This window comes from Gluconobacter sp. DsW_058 (assembly GCF_002153615.1).
GTDB classification, from domain to species: Bacteria; Pseudomonadota; Alphaproteobacteria; order Acetobacterales; family Acetobacteraceae; genus Gluconobacter; species Gluconobacter cerinus.
Map to the genome: position 1 here is coordinate 52,934 of NZ_JOPH01000001.1, position 16,132 is coordinate 69,065.

The 16,132-nt window shown below is 55.8% G+C and carries 16 protein-coding genes and 1 tRNA gene; 8 read left to right on the top strand and 9 right to left on the bottom strand.

Features of this window, described 5'->3' with window-relative positions; all coding sequences use genetic code 11:
• Positions 1–18 precede the first annotated feature (18 nt).
• Both hfq and hflX read left to right on the top strand, forming a co-directional pair.
• Positions 19–234 (top strand): RNA chaperone Hfq, encoded by a 216-nt coding sequence (gene hfq, locus HK24_RS00230; protein ID WP_369826498.1) that lies wholly within the window; start codon positions 19–21, stop codon positions 232–234.
• Complete coding sequence (gene hflX / locus HK24_RS00235) at positions 231–1,538, top strand: GTPase HflX (protein WP_046901109.1); 1,308 nt, start codon at positions 231–233, stop codon at positions 1,536–1,538. Before hfq ends, hflX begins: the two co-directional genes overlap by 4 nt.
• Here hflX and HK24_RS00240 read toward each other — a convergent pair.
• The 4 genes from HK24_RS00240 to HK24_RS00255 form a co-directional block, all read right to left on the bottom strand.
• The gene (locus HK24_RS00240) at positions 1,511–2,677 is read right to left on the bottom strand and encodes an OpgC family protein (protein WP_086632848.1); all 1,167 of its coding nucleotides are present in this window, start codon (positions 2,675–2,677) and stop codon (positions 1,511–1,513) included. The two genes, hflX and HK24_RS00240, sit on opposite strands and share 28 nt — an antisense overlap.
• Positions 2,678–2,880: 203 nt before the next feature.
• On the bottom strand, positions 2,881–3,306 hold the full coding sequence (locus HK24_RS00245) for a cupin domain-containing protein (protein WP_086632849.1): 426 nt from the start codon (positions 3,304–3,306) through the stop codon (positions 2,881–2,883).
• A complete protein-coding gene (locus HK24_RS00250; protein ID WP_086633041.1) occupies positions 3,303–3,917 on the bottom strand; it encodes a cupin domain-containing protein in 615 nt (204 codons plus the stop codon). Before HK24_RS00250 ends, HK24_RS00245 begins: the two co-directional genes overlap by 4 nt.
• Positions 3,918–4,000: 83 nt before the next feature.
• Positions 4,001–5,455 (bottom strand): SulP family inorganic anion transporter, encoded by a 1,455-nt coding sequence (locus HK24_RS00255; RefSeq protein WP_086632850.1) that lies wholly within the window; start codon positions 5,453–5,455, stop codon positions 4,001–4,003.
• Positions 5,456–5,628: 173 nt separating this feature from the next.
• Here HK24_RS00255 and HK24_RS00260 point away from each other — a divergent pair, with 173 nt between their 5' ends.
• Positions 5,629–6,492: an SDR family oxidoreductase gene (locus tag HK24_RS00260; protein ID WP_086632851.1), complete on the top strand. Its 864-nt coding sequence runs from the start codon at positions 5,629–5,631 to the stop codon at positions 6,490–6,492.
• A gap of 76 nt (positions 6,493–6,568) precedes the next feature.
• Positions 6,569–6,644 (top strand) — tRNA-His (locus HK24_RS00265).
• 179 nt (positions 6,645–6,823) lie between these two features.
• On the opposite strand, the gene HK24_RS00270 is transcribed toward HK24_RS00265, so the two are convergent.
• From HK24_RS00270 to rplM, 3 genes are all read right to left on the bottom strand, one after another.
• Positions 6,824–7,903: a branched-chain amino acid aminotransferase gene (locus tag HK24_RS00270; RefSeq protein ID WP_046901115.1), complete on the bottom strand. Its 1,080-nt coding sequence runs from the start codon at positions 7,901–7,903 to the stop codon at positions 6,824–6,826.
• Positions 7,904–8,093: 190 nt separating this feature from the next.
• The gene (rpsI, locus tag HK24_RS00275; RefSeq protein WP_010502298.1) at positions 8,094–8,585 is read right to left on the bottom strand and encodes a 30S ribosomal protein S9; all 492 of its coding nucleotides are present in this window, start codon (positions 8,583–8,585) and stop codon (positions 8,094–8,096) included.
• Between the two features lie 9 nt (positions 8,586–8,594).
• Positions 8,595–9,068: a 50S ribosomal protein L13 gene (rplM, locus tag HK24_RS00280; RefSeq protein ID WP_046901116.1), complete on the bottom strand. Its 474-nt coding sequence runs from the start codon at positions 9,066–9,068 to the stop codon at positions 8,595–8,597.
• A gap of 326 nt (positions 9,069–9,394) precedes the next feature.
• On the opposite strand from rplM, the gene HK24_RS00285 reads away from it, so the two are divergent.
• The 4 genes from HK24_RS00285 (at position 9,395) to HK24_RS00300 (ending at position 14,527) form a co-directional block, all read left to right on the top strand.
• A complete protein-coding gene (locus HK24_RS00285; RefSeq protein WP_233125908.1) occupies positions 9,395–10,810 on the top strand; it encodes a hypothetical protein in 1,416 nt (471 codons plus the stop codon).
• Positions 10,807–11,712, top strand: coding sequence for an NAD-dependent epimerase/dehydratase family protein (locus HK24_RS00290; RefSeq protein ID WP_086632853.1), 906 nt, complete (start codon positions 10,807–10,809; stop codon positions 11,710–11,712). Before HK24_RS00285 ends, HK24_RS00290 begins: the two co-directional genes overlap by 4 nt.
• A gap of 93 nt (positions 11,713–11,805) precedes the next feature.
• Positions 11,806–12,741: a DMT family transporter gene (locus HK24_RS00295; RefSeq protein ID WP_086632854.1), complete on the top strand. Its 936-nt coding sequence runs from the start codon at positions 11,806–11,808 to the stop codon at positions 12,739–12,741.
• A 364-nt stretch (positions 12,742–13,105) separates the two neighbouring features.
• Positions 13,106–14,527: a mannose-1-phosphate guanylyltransferase/mannose-6-phosphate isomerase gene (locus tag HK24_RS00300; protein ID WP_086632855.1), complete on the top strand. Its 1,422-nt coding sequence runs from the start codon at positions 13,106–13,108 to the stop codon at positions 14,525–14,527.
• A 9-nt stretch (positions 14,528–14,536) separates the two neighbouring features.
• Here HK24_RS00300 and HK24_RS00305 read toward each other — a convergent pair whose 3' ends face one another.
• Together HK24_RS00305 and HK24_RS00310 are read right to left on the bottom strand one after the other, a co-directional pair.
• Positions 14,537–15,127 carry an NTP transferase domain-containing protein gene (locus HK24_RS00305; protein ID WP_086632856.1) on the bottom strand — a complete coding sequence of 197 codons (591 nt, stop codon included), beginning with the start codon at positions 15,125–15,127 and terminating at the stop codon, positions 14,537–14,539.
• Positions 15,127–16,092: an XdhC family protein gene (locus tag HK24_RS00310; RefSeq protein WP_086632857.1), complete on the bottom strand. Its 966-nt coding sequence runs from the start codon at positions 16,090–16,092 to the stop codon at positions 15,127–15,129. The genes HK24_RS00305 and HK24_RS00310 overlap by 1 nt, the downstream gene beginning before the upstream one ends.
• Positions 16,093–16,132: the final 40 nt, after the last annotated feature.

Genomic DNA, 16,132 nt, shown 5'->3' on the forward strand with positions numbered 1-16,132 from the left:
TCCGCCGGAAGAGACGCTGTGCAGGAAGTTTTCCTCCAGCATCTCCATCAGATCGAGGCACCGGTCACGGTGTTTCTCGTCAATGGCGTGAAGCTTCAGGGGGTCGTAGCTCAGTTTGACAGCCACACGCTGCTGCTGCGCCGGGATGGGCATGTTCAACTCATTTACAAGCATGCCATCAGTACAATCATGCCCGTGGGAGCCCTCCCGCGGTTTGCGGATAATGAACTTTGAGCGGATTTGATACCAAGAAGCCTGCCACGCGTGCTGCTGTCATTCTCCCGTGGGAGAAATCGGGACAGCAGGAAGATATCCGGGCTGCAGATGCCCGTCTGGAAGAAGCAGTGGGTCTTGCTGCCTCCATCGGACTGGTGATCGTTCGGCAGGCGGCAATTCTGCTTCGGGCGCGTCGCCCTGCAACGCTGCTGGGTAGCGGGCAGGTTGAACAGCTTGCTGAAGCCGTGAAGCTGGATCAGGTTGATGTCGTCATTATCGATGCCCGCCTGTCTCCGGGGCAGCAGCGCAATTTGGAAAAGGCGCTTGGGTGCAAGGTCATGGATCGAACGGGTCTGATCCTTGATATTTTCGGTGCCCGTGCCGCCACCCGAGAGGGTGTGTTGCAGGTCGAACTGGCCCATCTCGAATATCAGCGCTCCCGTCTTGTACGTCTGTGGACCCATCTTGAGCGTCAGCGCGGTGGCTTCGGCTTCCTTGGTGGACCGGGCGAAACGCAGATCGAAGCAGATAAGCGGATGCTCGCGGACCGGATCGGCCGGATCAAAAAAGAGCTGGAGCAGGTTCGGCGCACACGTGGTCTGCATCGGGATGCCCGCAAGCGGGTTCCATTCCCGATTGTTGCCCTTGTGGGATACACCAATGCGGGTAAGTCCACGCTCTTCAACGCGCTGACAGGCGCGGCAGTCCATGCTGAAAACCAGCTCTTCGCGACGCTGGATCCCACGATGCGCGCGCTGCGTTTGCCGTCAGGACGGAACGTTATCCTGTCTGATACAGTGGGGTTCATCAGCGATCTGCCGACAGAACTGATTGCTGCCTTCCGTGCAACGTTGGAAGAAGTCTCGCAGGCAGATGTCATTCTGCATGTTCGTGATGTAGCTCATCCGGATAGTGCCGCTCAGCGTGCTGACGTGCTGAATGTTCTGGACGGCATGGTGCGGGACGGCATGCTGGATGCCCAATGGCCGGAACGAACCATCGAGGTTCTCAACAAAGCAGACCTGATCGGCGGTGTTGAAGCCGTGCCGAAGCGTGATAACGCTGTGGTGATTTCGGCCATCACAGGCGATGGCATCCCGGATCTGTTCGAAACACTGGACCAGTATCTGACGCAATCCATGCAGGATGTGAAAGTCAGTCTGTCACTGCAGGATGGTGCAGCACTGGCCTGGCTTTACCAGCATGGCGAAGTGGTCGAGCGGTTTGATCATGAGGGCGGGATGGATGTGCAGGTCCGTCTCTTCCCCATGGACTGTGAGCGCTTTGAAATCAGCTATCCCGGACGTGCTGCTACGGCCTGAGGGGCCATGCGTGCACGGGCCGCTTTCGCCTTCTGGCGGGAGCGGTCCAGCGGGATTGCCAGCGCGAAGGTCAGAATAAGCCCCAGGACATTAATAATGATCTGGAGGCCCAAGCCTGTTCCAAAACTACCGAGGATCAGGCGCCCTAGCAAATCCAGCACTGTGCCGAACGAGAACACTTCCAGTGAATTTCTGCCAAGCAAGGCCAGGATCTGACCCAGACGATCTGCCGAGAAACGACGTAGAACACGTGAAGACTGCACGAGATAAAAGATCGACATGATGTCGAACAATCGCCAGACGGCGAGGGTCGATTTCCCATTGTTGGGTGGGGCCGGAAACAGGCGTAGCTCGCTCAGGTGCCAGTATTCATACGGAAAGCAGAGGATAAAGGCGCCAATCAGGTAGCTTCCACACAGCACCTTGGCCCATGTTCGGGCTGGCAGGTCGCCATTATGCTTTGATGCCCAAACGGCACCAAGCACACCCAGAATATATAGAAACTGCCAACCGAACGGATTCATGTACCAACCATTCGGGTCCAGCCAGTTTGGAACCGTGATGCGCGGATCGATATTGGCAATCGCCCAGATGGCCGCACTGACGCCAAGCAGCAGCCAGACGCTTTTCTTGAGGGCAGCGTAGATCAGCGGGAAAAGAGCCAGAAGAACGATATAAAGCGGCAGGATGTTCAGGTAGCTCGGGAGCGCATCGAACGTCAGGATACGCCATAGCCAGCCGTATCCGTGGGCCAGTTGAGGCTCAAGAATATATTCAGGTACTGGCTCGTAATGGCGCCAGTGCCGGACGGTCCAGACGAACACCAGTGTCATGGCTGTCTGATAGATATAGAGCTTGGCGCAGCGTGACAGGATGCGGCGGATACCGCTAGTCCACCCGTCGCGGTCGATCAACCGACCATATGCCAGATAGGAGGCATATCCTGCCAGCATGACGAAGATTTCAGCTGCGTCGGCAAAGCCGAAATTGCGAATGGTAATTCTGTTGATGAGATTATCAGGCACATGGTCAGCCAGCATCATCAGCAGAGCTGCGCCACGCAGTGCATCGACACGATGATCGCGGGTATGCTTGCGCGGTAAAGGCTGTGCATCGGACGAAGAGGCTGGCAGCTGCATAGGGCCTTAATACAGTTTTCATCAAACCGGAGTATGAAGACTCGATTACCGCAACATTAAAGATTGTATGGAAAACAGAACCGCGGGGTGAAAGCAGACTGTGTCTTCTGCTTCACAAGAACGGTGATGTAATTCTTTTAATATTGATAAAATTTCAGAGATATTAAATTTCCTGAAGGAAATCGCTACTGAAACGAAATCCGCTAGCGAGGAGGCGTCTGAACGTAGTCGTCTGCGGAGAAAGGCGGAGCCGAAATCGCGTAAAAACTCAGAGATGAGTGGGGGGCAGCCGCGATTTTATGCTTCAGATGTGGGCTGACGCGAATGACGTCCCCGGCTTTGACAGGATTAGCCTGATCTCCGAGCCAAACCGTGCCCTCTCCCTCATGAATCAGGAAGATTTCTTCCGAGTGTCGATTGTAGCTCTCAGGATAGGCCGTTCCGGCAGTCAGGGTGAAGAGTGCGATGCTCTGATGATGGGAGGGAAGCGCAGCGCCAATACCGATGAATTCCTGTAGCGTGCTTCCCGGTGCGGGATAAATGGCTGGAACATGGTCGGGGTGAACAACCTGTGCGGCAGCGAAGCCAGGCGCAAACAGAAGCGACAGAATACCAAGGCTGATCTTCATTGGACCTTGTCTTTCACACGGGTGAGGGCAGAGATCTGCTTGCGGAAGGCAGGGTAACGCTCGCTAAGGGCGTTGCGTTCACCTAACTGAAAATCTTCTGGAATAAAGCCTGGCGCCATGGTCGTGCCGACAAATGACCAGCCTGATGGCCCAGCAGGGGCTGAACCCTGCCAAACATCTTCCGGCACGACATACGCGGGATGATCTTTATCCAGCGTAATGCTCTCGCCCTGTCCATTAGGGTGCAGCAGTAAAAGATGAACGGGGTCTCCAGCATAGAAATGCCAGATCTCGGCTGTCTTCAGGCTATGAAGTGCGGAGAAGTCACGCCGTGTTTCTACAAAAAGGATTGCCGTGGACAAAGGGTGCGTGACGCCATCATAACGGGCAGGCAAAGCCGAGCCAGCAATAGTTTCTGTGGTGCGCTGAAGCTGGGAAAACCAGCCGCCTTCTACAGGTACTGGCTGCATCTTGTAGCGATTGATCAGAGCTTGTGCCGCGGCAGGGATCTGGGCCGCCGCGTCGTTGTTCTGAGGCTTGGGCGGCGCGGAAGCTGAAGCCCCAGATGCCACGATGGAGCATATGAGGCTGGCAATAATAAATCTGCGCATCCGGGCAGCTTTCCTTCTCACGATCATGAGGAGGCCTTTGTATCCTGCTTCCTGCCCGGACGCGATATTTCCTTAGAGACGTCTCACATCGCCAGAAGCGTATTGTCTGACTGGGATGCAATTATGCCATGCTGCTCATGCTTCAGGCCTGTGACTTCAACTGTACGTCCATGACTTCGAAGCTTGTCTAGGACCTTTTCCAGTGCCTGAACGGACGTGACATCCCAGAATCGTGCATGCGTTAAATCGAGTACGACGAGGTCAGCGTTCGTCAGATAGTCAATTTCAGCCGAAAGGCCGTCTGCGGATGCAAAAAAGACCTGTCCGGAAATGGTGTAGGTCTCTGTTGATCCCTCGCGGTGGCTGGTTACGGTCAGGAGGCCAGCAGCGCGCCAGGCAAAAAACACACCTGACAGCAGCACCCCGGCCAGAACGCCGGCAGCCAGATCATGCGTCAGCACGACCACAATAACGGTCACAAGCATTGTCAGGCTTGAAAGCTTGGGCTGACGTGTGACGTCTCGCAGGCTGCCCCAGGAGAATGTGCTGATCGAAACCATGATCATGATGGCGACCAAGGCGGCCATCGGAACCTGTCCCACCCAGCGATGAAGAAGGACCATCAGGGCGAGCAGAAAAGCACCTGCCGTGAAGGTGGAGAGACGTCCACGGCCGCCGTAACGCAGATTGCCGACTGTCTGGCCGATCATGCCGCACCCGGCAATGCCGCCGAATGCTCCAACGAGGATGTTAGAGATGCCAAGACCAGTGCACTCCATACGTTGATTGCCGTGCGTGTCCGTCAGGTCATCGACGACTGATGCTGTCATCATGGATTCCAGCAAACCCACGGCAGCCATGGCGACGGCATAGGGAATAACGGCGGACAGGGTCGCCCAATCCAGGTTGATGTGGGGAAGAGTGAGGTGAGGGAGACCGGTTGGGAGTTCCCCCAGATCTGACACCGTGTGAACAGGCATTGGATGGACCATTGTGATGGCCGTCAGCAGGACAATGCAGATCAACGGGGATGGTATGGCGTCAGAAATCTTGGGAAGCAGGTAGATGATGACGAGACCCAGAGCGATCAGGGCGTAAGTTTCCCAGCCAACACCCAGCAACTGTGGCACCTGTGCGGAAAAGATCATGATGGCCAAGGCATTGACGAAGCCTGTGCGAACTTCCGCAGAAACAAACCGCATAACGGCCTGAAGGCGCAGAAGGCCGAAGACGATCTGTAGAGCACCGGCAATCAGGGTTGCGAGCAGCATGGCCTGCACGCCGTGGGCATGTACGAGTGGCGCGGCAACGAGAGCGACAGATCCTGCGGCTCCTGAGATCATTCCGGGTCGGCCGCCAAAAATTGCGATTGAGACCGAGATGACAAAAGACGCGAACAGTGAGACCGCAGGTGAAACACCAGCGATGTAAGAGAAGGCAATGACTTCTGGAATGAGGGCAAACGTGCCGACCATGCCAGCCAGAACCTCACGCAGCGGGTTTTGTCCCCACTGGCGGCGGTAGAGAGCGGGTGTCATGACAATCCTTGAGAGTGAAGAGCTACAGGGTGCGACGTATTCGGGCCCGGCGCGGCAATGATGCGGCCAGTGTAACGTGCCTTGGAGCGGGATTGAAGATGTTCACGTCGAAAGATGATTGAACATTCACGGCATTAACGGCGTTGGCATGGCGATAACTTAAGGAGTTCGACATGAGCCGATATCCGAAGCCCCCGTTCGACACGCCATTGCAGAAGCATATTCCTGGCCAGACATCGGAAATGACACCCAAGCCTGATCATGGCGAGCAGACCTATGTGGGGAATGGGCGTCTGAGGGGGAAAACGGCAATCATTACCGGAGGGGATTCCGGGATCGGCCGTGCTGTCGCCATTGCCTTTGCGCGGGAAGGCGCAGACGTGGCGTTGTCGTTTCTGCCCGAAGAAATGGACGACGCACGCGAGACTGCTGTTTGGGTCGAGAAGGCTGGCAGAAAAGCGCTGCTCTTGCCGGGAGACATTAAAGAACGCTTCGCCTGCAAGGAAATCGTCGACAAGACGGTGGCCGAGTTCGGGAAGGTGGATGTACTCGTCAATAATGCTGCCTTTCAGATCGAACGTGAATCTCTGGAAGATGTCAGCGAAGACGAATGGGATCTGACGTTTGATACGAATTCAGGCGCGGTGTTCCGTCTATCGCGGCTGGTTGTTCCTCATATGCCTGAAGGCGGCTCCCTGATTCACACCGTCTCAGTCAATGCGGATCGGCCAAAGCCAAAGCTGTTGGCTTATTCTGCAACCAAAAGCGCCATACTTAACTTCAGTGGTGGTCTGGCAGAGCTGCTGGCAGAACAGGGAATACGTTCAAATACGGTTGCTCCCGGTCCAATCTGGACGCCGCTGATTCCCGCAACCATGGGCGGAGAGCACGTTCGCAACTTTGGAGCAGATGGTCCGATGAAAAGACCGGGGCAACCTGCGGAGCTTGCCGGGGCCTATGTCTTTCTGGCCAGTGATGAGGCAAGTTACGTTTCGGGTGCCAATATCGCTGTAACTGGTGGTGTCCCTGTTATCTAAGCAGAAAATTGAAGAAAACTTTGAGAAAGGGCTAGACGCCAGCTGAACCTTTCTCTAAAGAACGCATCGCTGTGTGGCGGATGTAGCTCAGTCGGTAGAGCGCCGGTTTGTGGTACCGGTTGTCGCGGGTTCGATCCCCGTCATTCGCCCCAGCAATCTCTCTTAGAAAATATTGCCTGACTAAAGCCCATTACGGGTTTGCGTGCGTTCTTTCGGATGTGTGACTGCGCAATCCCCATGCGGTGCCGATCAGAAGCTGAAAGCCTGATCTGTGGTTATCAAAGCTGTAAAAACTCCTGTCAGTATTGAACTGACAGGAGTTTTTTTGTCGTCAGACGATGCGATGCACCCAGCCATGGGCGTCATTGGTGCGGCCACCCTGAAGATCGGTCAAAATTTTCTTCAGTTTTGTTGCTACCGGACCCGGCGTCTCGCCGTCACCAAACACGGCTTCTCCGGAAGGGCGAACCAGCTTGCCAACGGGTGAAAGCACCGCAGCCGTGCCGCAGGCGAAGGCTTCGGTGTATTTCCCGGATGCGGCTCCCGTGAAGATCTCGTCGATTTCAACGGGTTCTTCAATGACTTCGATGCCGTTGTCGGCAGCCAGTCTGATTAGGCTGTCACGGGTGATGCCGCGTAGAATGGTGCCTCCGAGGGGAGGCGTGACGATCTTGCCGTCGTTGCGCACGAACATCACGTTCATGCCGCCCATTTCTTCAACATAGCGTCGTTCACGGGCATCGAGGAACAGAACCTGATCGCAGCCTTTCTCCTTGGCTTCGGCCTGAGCGACAAGGCTGCCGGCATAGTTGCCGCCGCACTTGGCTTCGCCCGTGCCACCAATCGCTGCTCGGGTGTAAAACTCGGAAACCCAGACAGAGACACAGCCTGCGCTGAAATAGGCGCCTACCGGGCAGGCGATGACAATGAACAGGTATTCGCTTGCAGGCTTTACGCCGAGGAACACCTCATTGGAGATCATGAAGGGGCGAAGATAGAGGCTTTGTCCTTCACCAGCCGGAACCCAGTCCTGGTCGATCCGGACGAGTTCATCAACGGCCTGAATGAAAAGGTCTTCGGGCAGTTCAGCCATGCCCATCCGGCGGGCGGAGGCTGCGAAACGGGCTGCGTTGGCTTGCGGACGGAACGTCGCGATATGACCATCGGCTTCCCGGTAGGCTTTCATGCCCTCGAAAATTTCCTGTCCGTAGTGCAGGACTGTGGACGCCGGATCGATGCTCAGGGGGCGGCGCGCTGTAATTTTGGCGTCGTGCCAGCCTTTTTCGCTCGTATAGCGGATGGTCGCCATATGATCAGTGAAAACACGACCGAAAGCCGGGCTGACAAGAAGCTGCGCGCGATGAGCCGGGTCCATCGGGGTTTCGGTTTTTTCAATAGTGAAGGTCGTCATGAAAAGAACTTCCGCAAGCTACTCTGATAAACGTGCGGGGCACTCTGCCACAGGAGTTGGGGAGAGGCGATAGGGAAATATTATTTCCAAATTCACTTTCTGATAGAAATTAAAGTTTGCGCGTCAGGCATGAAAAAACCCCGGCCACATCGTGACCGGGGTTTCTCCAAAGCTTCGAAAAGCTGACGGATCAGCGCTTCGAGAACTGGAAGGAACGACGTGCCTTCGCACGGCCGTACTTCTTACGCTCGACAATACGGCTGTCACGCGTCAGGAAGCCAGCAGCCTTCAGGATGCCACGCAGGCTCGGCTCGTAGTGCGTCAGTGCACGGGAGATACCGTGACGAACTGCACCAGCCTGACCGGACAGACCACCACCAGCGACTGTGCAATACACGTCGAACTGGTTGTAACGGTCAGCGATCAGGAACGGCTGCGTCAGAAGCATGCGCAGAACCGGACGGGCAAAATACGTCGTGACCGGACGGCCATTGACGATGATGTCACCCTTGCCAGGCTTGATCCACACACGGGCTACGGCGTCCTTACGACGGCCGGTAGCATAGGAACGGCCCTGGGCGTCACGCTTTACTTCGTGAACCGGGGCGGCGTTGGTGGCTACTGCAGGAGCAACGCTCGCAAGGTCCTGCAGCGTGCCGGTGCGCTCTTGGGTCTCGGACATGGTCAGGCCTTACGACTCGTGTGAGATTGTGTTCTTGCGGTTCAGGGCAGCCACGTCCAGCTTGACAGGCTTCTGGCCGTCATGCGGGTGCTCGGAACCAGCGTAAACATAAAGGTGCTTCATTTGAGCACGCTGCAGCGGACCGCGCGTGATCATGCGCTCAACAGCCTTCTCGACAACGTGACCCGGGTTCTTGCCCGTGAGACGCTGCGTGATGGTGCGCTCCTTGATGCCACCCGGATGACCCGTGTGGTAATGGAAGAGCTTCTGGCCGAACTTGTTACCCGTCAGAGCGATCTTTTCTGCGTTGATGACAACAATGTTGTCACCGCAGTCGACGTGCGGGGTGAACTGCGGCTTGTGCTTGCCGCGGAGACGAGTAGCGATGATGGTGGCGAGACGGCCGAGAACGAGCCCTTCGGCGTCGATCAGCACCCAGTTCTTCGTCACCTCCGCCGGCTTCAGCGAACGTGTGGTCTTCATTAGTGACATTCCAGCTTGGGGCGCGAACAGGGCCGCGCCGTGGATGGCGCTTTCACAAACAGAAAAATTCTCTGATGAGAATGCTGCTGCCTGGAAAGCGGATCAGGTGCGGCCTTATTGCGGGCTCGCGCCTTTCCGTCAAGTCATCTTTTGGAATCAGGATGGTTGATTCGGCCCGGTTTCCAGCCATTTTGAGCTATGAGGTATTATGATACCGCAATTTTTTTGGGTCTGATTTGCCCCGGACGCCCGGAATGGTATCCTGCCCTCAATTCAGGGACCGCATCTTCCTGTCCCCAGTGTCGATGAAAAACAGGAAAAACAACGTGAAACGCCCTTGGCTCACAACGAGCCTGCTCGCAGTCATCGCTGGAATGAGCGCGATTGGTATCCATCACGCAGCCTCTGTTGCGCTTGATCGGGGGATTTCCCGGTTTCGTGCCTCCCTTCCTGTGGGAGCAACCCTGAGCTATTCCGCCGCGCGCCCGGCTATCCTCGCCCGTGGAGCGTTGCTGACGGATGTCATTCTTCAGAATGGCAACATGACGTTCCGGGCACATACTTTACGTCTGGGTCATCCAATCCCGACACCTGATGGTGGCCTGACGCTGTCCCACATGGATATGGTGGATCCGTCTCTCCAGACGCCTACTGCGGTCATCCGGGCTCATTCCGTCACCCTGAACCATCTGGTGACGCCCCCCCCTCCCGCAGGGAAAAGCGGTCTGGAGTCGCTCGATCTGGGGCATCTGAATTTGGAGCGTGGATATATTGATCATCTGTCGGTACAGAATCTTTCGCAGGTTCTTCAGCCGAACAGCATGCACTTCAACAGTCTGACGTCAGACTCGATCCAGATTGACGGCTACGGCCCGGGACGCACGACAACGATCGCGATCCAGAACGGCCTTGCCATTGCGTCCCGTACGACGCTTCAGCCTGACGGAACGCCTCGCGCCATGTCAGTGCAGATGTCTTTGAAAAACTTTCAGATTCGTCAGCCTGAACTTGCCACCCGGATTGCCTACGAACAGGCCGGGAATGAAGCCGCTGCCTATGCTCTGCCACCTCTTGAAAGCATGAAGCTGAGCGGCACGCAGATCATTTCGGCAGACAGAACGTTCAGCATGGATACGCTGATTGGTACAGGAACGCGTAAAAGCGGCAAAGACACGACGGTTTTCGAAGGAGAGGGTTTTCATACACACTCTTCAAGCGGCAAGGTGCCGGTCCATATTGATGGGCATTCTTCAACCTTGAAATATACGCAAGAGCGGATTGCGCAGACGGGTGAACTGCATGTGCAAGGTGTCTTGAACATTCCAAACTTCACCCAAGCTCATTTCGGCATGAATTTGCTCGGTCCTTCGGATCAGCAGCTCAAGGTTGGAACAGCCAAAAATCCGCATGATGCCATTCAGTTGGCGCAGGTGACTCTCACGTTGCATGGCGATCGTCTGGTCCAGTCTCTTCCGTCCCTGAATGCAGGACACCCTCTGGATGGCGCCGCTCAGGACCAGGCAAGAACGGTTCTCGCGCAGGGAATGGAAATGGGGCTGTCGCCATATCCTGCCCTGGCGGCTCTGCCGGATTACTTCGCGAACCCCAATGACCGCACGTTATCGATTACTCTGACACCAAAGCCGCCTTTGACGCTCACGGCATTAGCAGCAATAGCGTCGTCGCCTACGGCAGCCATGACGTTGATGTCGCCGGATAATCTCAAGGTGACCGTCCAGTGAGCCAAAGCGCCAGCGCGTCTACGATCTGTGTTATTGGCGCCAGTGGTCGTTCAGGCTCGGCGCTCTGTCGTCAGCTGATTGCTCAAGGGCGCAGTGTCATCGCTGTTGTGCGGAGCCGAGGAAAACTGGCTCCTGATCTTGCAGAGATATGCACAGCCGTAAGACAGGCCGATCTGACAGAACCGGTTGCTCTTCCAATTGCGTTGGAGCAGGCGGACGTTGTCGTGAATACAGCTCATGCCCGTCATCTTCCAGCCATTCTGCTTGCAACCCGTGCGCCTGTTGTTGCTCTTGGCAGCACTCGCAAGTTTACGCGTTGGCTGGATGATCATGGTCGTGGGGTGTTGGCAGGCGAAGCTGCCCTTAAGGCAGATGGTCGCCCTTCCATTCTTCTGCACCCGACGATGATTTATGGTGCTCAGGGAGAGGATAATGTGCAGCGGCTTGCGCGTCTTCTGGAGCGCCTGCCGATTGTTCCACTTCCTGGTGGTGGGCGCTCGCTGGTTCAGCCCATTCATCAGCAGGACGTCACGCGCTGCGTTGTTGCGGCCATTGATCTTATTTTGGGTGGAAAAGTCAGCGGGCCAGAGGTTTTTGTCATCGCTGGCCCCAATGCTGTTCCCTACCGAACGTTTGTTCGGATGATTCTCTACTTTTCAGGGCTCGGTGGTCGGCCAATTATCTCGCTTCCTGCGTGGTTTCTGATCGCTGCTGCTCACATCATGCGGCACGTTCCTAAGCTGCCCACAATTGCGCCGGAAGAAATCCGACGCCTTTTGGAAGACAAGAACTTCGATATTGCTCCGATGAGGGAGCGCCTAGGCGTGCACCCGATGCCGTTGGAGATAGGGCTGCAGAATCTTTTGGCAGGGCCGCCCGCTCATCAGGATCATACAGTTTAGTTTTAATGTTTTGTCACATTGACTGCGCGGCAGATGAGGTCTCCATAGTCTCCGGGCCATTATGACGGTCCGGAATGCGTGGAGACTCATCGGGTGAATCTGAAGTTCCTCTCATCAGGCATGATGTTGTCTTTCGCAGCTTTTGCCCTTTTTTCCATTAGCGATGCCTGTTCCAAAGGCCTTGCTGGGCAGCTGGATCCGTTTGAAGTTGCTTTTTCAGGCGGTATTTTCGGCTTTCTGATTCTGCCGTTCATCCGAAAGCCACAGGAATCCTATTCCGATATTTTCGCGACGGATCGCCCGTCCATGTGGCTGTTGCGTGCGTTTGCGACATTTGTGTCCACGGCTTCCAGTGTCATGGCTTTTATGCTGCTGCCGATGCCAGAAGCATTGTCGCTCATGTTCCTGATGCCATTTTTCGTGACCCTGATTTCCGTCGGAATTCTGAAAGAAAAGGTCTCTGGGTGGACCTGGCTTTCAGTCGGTGTTGGATTTCTCGGGGTCCTGATCGTTCTACGACCGGGTGCGCGCGCGTTTCATCTAGGGCACCTCTGTGCGGTGATTGCAGCCATGGCGAATGCTGCCAGTGTGATCGCCTACAGACTGGCAGGCAACCAGCGCGCCCGACTGTCCTTGTTTGGGTCAAGCCTGTTTGGCCCGCTGATCGGTGATGGTCTTTTGATGCTGGCACACGCCACCTGGCCACATGGTGCTGGGAACTGGGCGCTTTTGTTCGGATACGGTTTTCTGGCTGCTCTTGGTCAGCTCTTCATGATGATGGCAACGGCTCTGGCGCCGGCTAACCGGGTTGCACTGCCCCAGTACAGTCAGATGCTCTGGGCAGTCGCATTCAGTTATCTGCTTTTTCATCAGCCGTTGGATAACTGGACGTTCGTGGGCATCGTTATCGTAACACTTTCCGGCATGCTGCATTGGGTGCGCCAGAAGCTTCATTACGAACGGCTGGCCCTGGAAGGGCACTGGCAAAAACATCATCCGTCTTCTCGTCCGCCTGCCGAAGTGGCTTGAGTGGCGGGTAGCGGGCTGGTGCCTTTATGAGGGGCTGGCTGAGTATTTTCTGAGACATTCAGAAGCGTTGAGTAGCGAGATGTTTCTGCAGAAACGTATGTTTCTCTTATAAAAGATTAGTGATCGTCAGAATAAGATGCGGTTTCGTTTTTGCGGTAGTCTTGTGAGTATCTGCAATTGTCTCAGTTTTTGACCTGAGCATCTCATTTTTGTCGCGATGTGTCCGTATGTACTTTTGGGCGTCTCAAAGGTTCTTTATGCGTGACGCGATTGGCAATGCTCGTTAGCCCCTGTAAAATCGTTCGCAACTATGGCTGCGGACGTACGTGGCTACTTTATTAACTGGTGGAAGAATATCTGCTCCATGGTTCAGAACGTCGTCCCAGTCATCCTCTCTGGTGGGTCCGGAAGCCGCCTGTGGCCGGTTTCACGCAAAAGCTATCCAAAGCAGTTCTGGCCTCTTCTGACTGATAAGACGCTCATTCAGGAAACTGCTCTTCGAGGGCGAGCTGCGGGCTTTGCCGATCCGGTTGTCATCTGCAATTCAGAGCATCGCTTCATCGTTGCTGAGCAACTGCGCGACGCGGGGATTCACAAGGCCAAAATCGTTCTTGAGCCGGTTGGCCGAAACTCCGCTCCTGCCATTGCTGCTGCGGCTTTCATGGTCGCAGAGCAAGACCCGGACGCCATCCTCTGGATTATGGCAGCCGATGCAGCCATCACCGATGAGACGGCTCTTCAGCACTCCCTGAACGATGCTTTGAAGGCGGCAGAGGCTGGCCGGATCGTTACGTTTGGAATGAAGCCGACGCGACCGGAAACGGGTTACGGATACATTGAAGCCGGTTCTGAACTGGCTGGTGTACAGGGCGTCTATGAAGTGTCCCGCTTCATTGAAAAGCCGCAGGCTGCCAAAGCCGAAGAACTTTTCCAGTCCGAGAAGTGTCTCTGGAATTCGGGAATGTTCTTTGCCAAGGCTGGCGTATTCCTGAAGGAGACCGAACAGTTCGAACCCCGGATTTACGAAACCGTTGGGCAGTCGGTGCGCAATCGCCATACTGATATGGATTTTGAGCGGCTGGAAGAAGAAAGCTTCTCCGCTGCACCAGATATTTCCGTTGATTACGCTATTGCCGAGCGCACCAAGCTTGCGGCCGTTGTGCCGGGTAATTTCGGGTGGTCGGACATTGGAAGCTGGGATGCTCTGTGGGATCTGACGCCCAAGGATGCAGAGGGAAATGCGACCTTCGGCGATGTTTTCCTTGATGATGCGCGGAACTGTTACGTCCGTTCAGATGGGATCATCGCCACAGTTGCGGGTGTGGATGATCTGATCGTGGTGGTGACACCGGATGCAGTGATGGTCTCGCATCGTGATCGTGCTCAGGACGTGAAGCACATGGTAAACCGGCTGGCGCAGGCAGGCCGCAAGGAAGCTGTCGCGCACAACCGGTGCTATCGTCCGTGGGGTTTTTACGAAAGCCTCATCCAGGCCGATCGTTTCCAGGTCAAGCGTATCGTAGTGGAGCCAGGGGCGAAGCTCTCCTTGCAGAAACATTTCCATCGTGCAGAACACTGGGTCGTTGTTGGTGGAACCGCCATGGTGACACGTGACGAAGACCTGGTGATGGTTCGTGAAAACGAAAGCATCTATCTGCCGTTAGGCTGTGTTCACCGTCTGGAAAATCCGGGCAAGATCCCTTTGACCCTGATTGAAGTTCAGTCCGGTCCTTATCTCGGGGAAGATGATATCGTTCGTATCGAAGACGTATACGCACGAAGCTGATCTGAGACGTCAGGCAGGCGGATCAATCCACCCTGCCTTGACGGCTTCGGCCATTTGATCAGGAGTATCGAGGTCTTCGAGCAATTCGGGGGCTTCGATTTTTTTTGGTGGCAGGTCTGCCCACAAGTCCCGAAATCCCTTGTCCCCACTGAGTTTGGGGGCCTTGGCTAATGTGGCGGCAGAGACGCGAACCGGAACCCCCATCGCGCCTTTCTTGTACTGTGTGACGACATTCGCATTGGCAGGAATGGTGTCCCTCAGCCGGAGCAGGTGTGGCAGGGATAGCCTCGGCTGGTCTGTTCCCGCGATGAGAATTGACCTGTCCCGTCCACTCAAAGCTTGTGCTGCGCATTGAATGGAACTCGCCAGGCCGGTGTTCCAGAGCGGGTTGTAGCATATGTCCACAGGGAGCCCTTGAAGGGCTAAGGCGACGGCTTCGGCGGAGCCTCCGGTGATGATGACCAATCGGTCCGGAGATGTGCTCAGGAGAAGTTCTGCAACGTAGCGGACAAGCGGTGTGCCCTGACGGGTAAGCAACTGCTTGGGGCGCTTCAGTCTCGTGCTGCCGCCTGCGGCAAGAAGAACTGCGTCATGGGGCATTATGCTGGGCGGTTCGCTGTGATCTGAGACAAAATGGACAGAGCAATCTGCATCGGATTACGTGCGTTGATGTCCATCCCTGCGGGCAGGTGCAGTTTTTCCAGATCTTCTTCAGTGATGCCGGCTGCGTGTAATGCAGCAAGCCGATTGGAGATTTTGCGCCGGCTGCCCAGAATCCCAACGCAGAAGGCGTCGGATTTCAGAGCTTTCGAGGCGATGGCCAGATCAGTGTGAGCATCGTGGGTCAGAGCGTAAACTGCGCTCCAGGCGTCCAGACGCAAATCATGCAGAGCCTCGTCCAGATAGCGACGATCGTAGCACTCCGGTGCCAACCCTTCCGGCGGAAACGCAGGACCCAGTGGGCGCAGCAGGAAAGGCGCAACCCCGAACTGAGGGGCTAGCTTCAGAAGAGCCAGTGTCACCGGATCTCCCCCCGCGACAATTAGTCGAATCGGTGGCGTATATCGTCGTACAAACAGATTACCCTGCGTTCGCACTGCTGAAGGCGAAACATGCATCTCGCCGGTTTCGAGGTCCGTTTGGACGATGATGGCCTGACGGGCTTCTCTCGCTTGACGGAGCGCGGCAACACAAGAGGCAAGGTTCGCGATGGGCCGAACGAAAATGCCGATCCTGCCACCACAGGTTAATTGAATATCCAGAACCGGACTGCCTGCGCCATAATCCAGAGATCTGGGCTGGCGGTCTTTCAGGCATTGCAGGGCTTCTGCTGCAACCGCTGCTTCCACGCATCCGCCAGACACATAGCCCTGTACGTCTCCCGCGCTGGAAATGGCCATTTCACTGCCAAGGGGGCGGGGAGACGATCCGGTGATTGACACCAGCGTAGCAAGGGCTACCTCTTTCCCCTGTGCCAGCCAGATCTCAAGGTACGGGAGGAGATCGTCTGTAAGGCCATAGTCTGGCCACTGGGGAAGAGGAACAAGCCCGTCCGGCCCAATCATGAAATATCCTTTCCTTTATGGGGCCATGAGACTAATCCCA

Coding starts and splice junctions, on each gene's coding strand:
- HK24_RS00270 (WP_046901115.1), bottom strand. CDS start 7,903: ATGACGACCTTCACTATTGAAAAAACCGAAACCCCGATGGACCCGGCT.
- HK24_RS00240 (WP_086632848.1), bottom strand. CDS start 2,677: ATGCAGCTGCCAGCCTCTTCGTCCGATGCACAGCCTTTACCGCGCAAG.
- HK24_RS00305 (WP_086632856.1), bottom strand. CDS start 15,127: ATGCCCCATGACGCAGTTCTTCTTGCCGCAGGCGGCAGCACGAGACTG.
- HK24_RS00255 (WP_086632850.1), bottom strand. CDS start 5,455: ATGACACCCGCTCTCTACCGCCGCCAGTGGGGACAAAACCCGCTGCGT.
- rpsI (WP_010502298.1), bottom strand. CDS start 8,585: ATGTCCGAGACCCAAGAGCGCACCGGCACGCTGCAGGACCTTGCGAGC.
- HK24_RS00310 (WP_086632857.1), bottom strand. CDS start 16,092: ATGATTGGGCCGGACGGGCTTGTTCCTCTTCCCCAGTGGCCAGACTAT.
- HK24_RS00250 (WP_086633041.1), bottom strand. CDS start 3,917: ATGCGCAGATTTATTATTGCCAGCCTCATATGCTCCATCGTGGCATCT.
- HK24_RS00300 (WP_086632855.1), top strand. CDS start 13,106: ATGGTTCAGAACGTCGTCCCAGTCATCCTCTCTGGTGGGTCCGGAAGC.
- HK24_RS00260 (WP_086632851.1), top strand. CDS start 5,629: ATGAGCCGATATCCGAAGCCCCCGTTCGACACGCCATTGCAGAAGCAT.
- rplM (WP_046901116.1), bottom strand. CDS start 9,068: ATGAAGACCACACGTTCGCTGAAGCCGGCGGAGGTGACGAAGAACTGG.
- HK24_RS00245 (WP_086632849.1), bottom strand. CDS start 3,306: ATGAAGATCAGCCTTGGTATTCTGTCGCTTCTGTTTGCGCCTGGCTTC.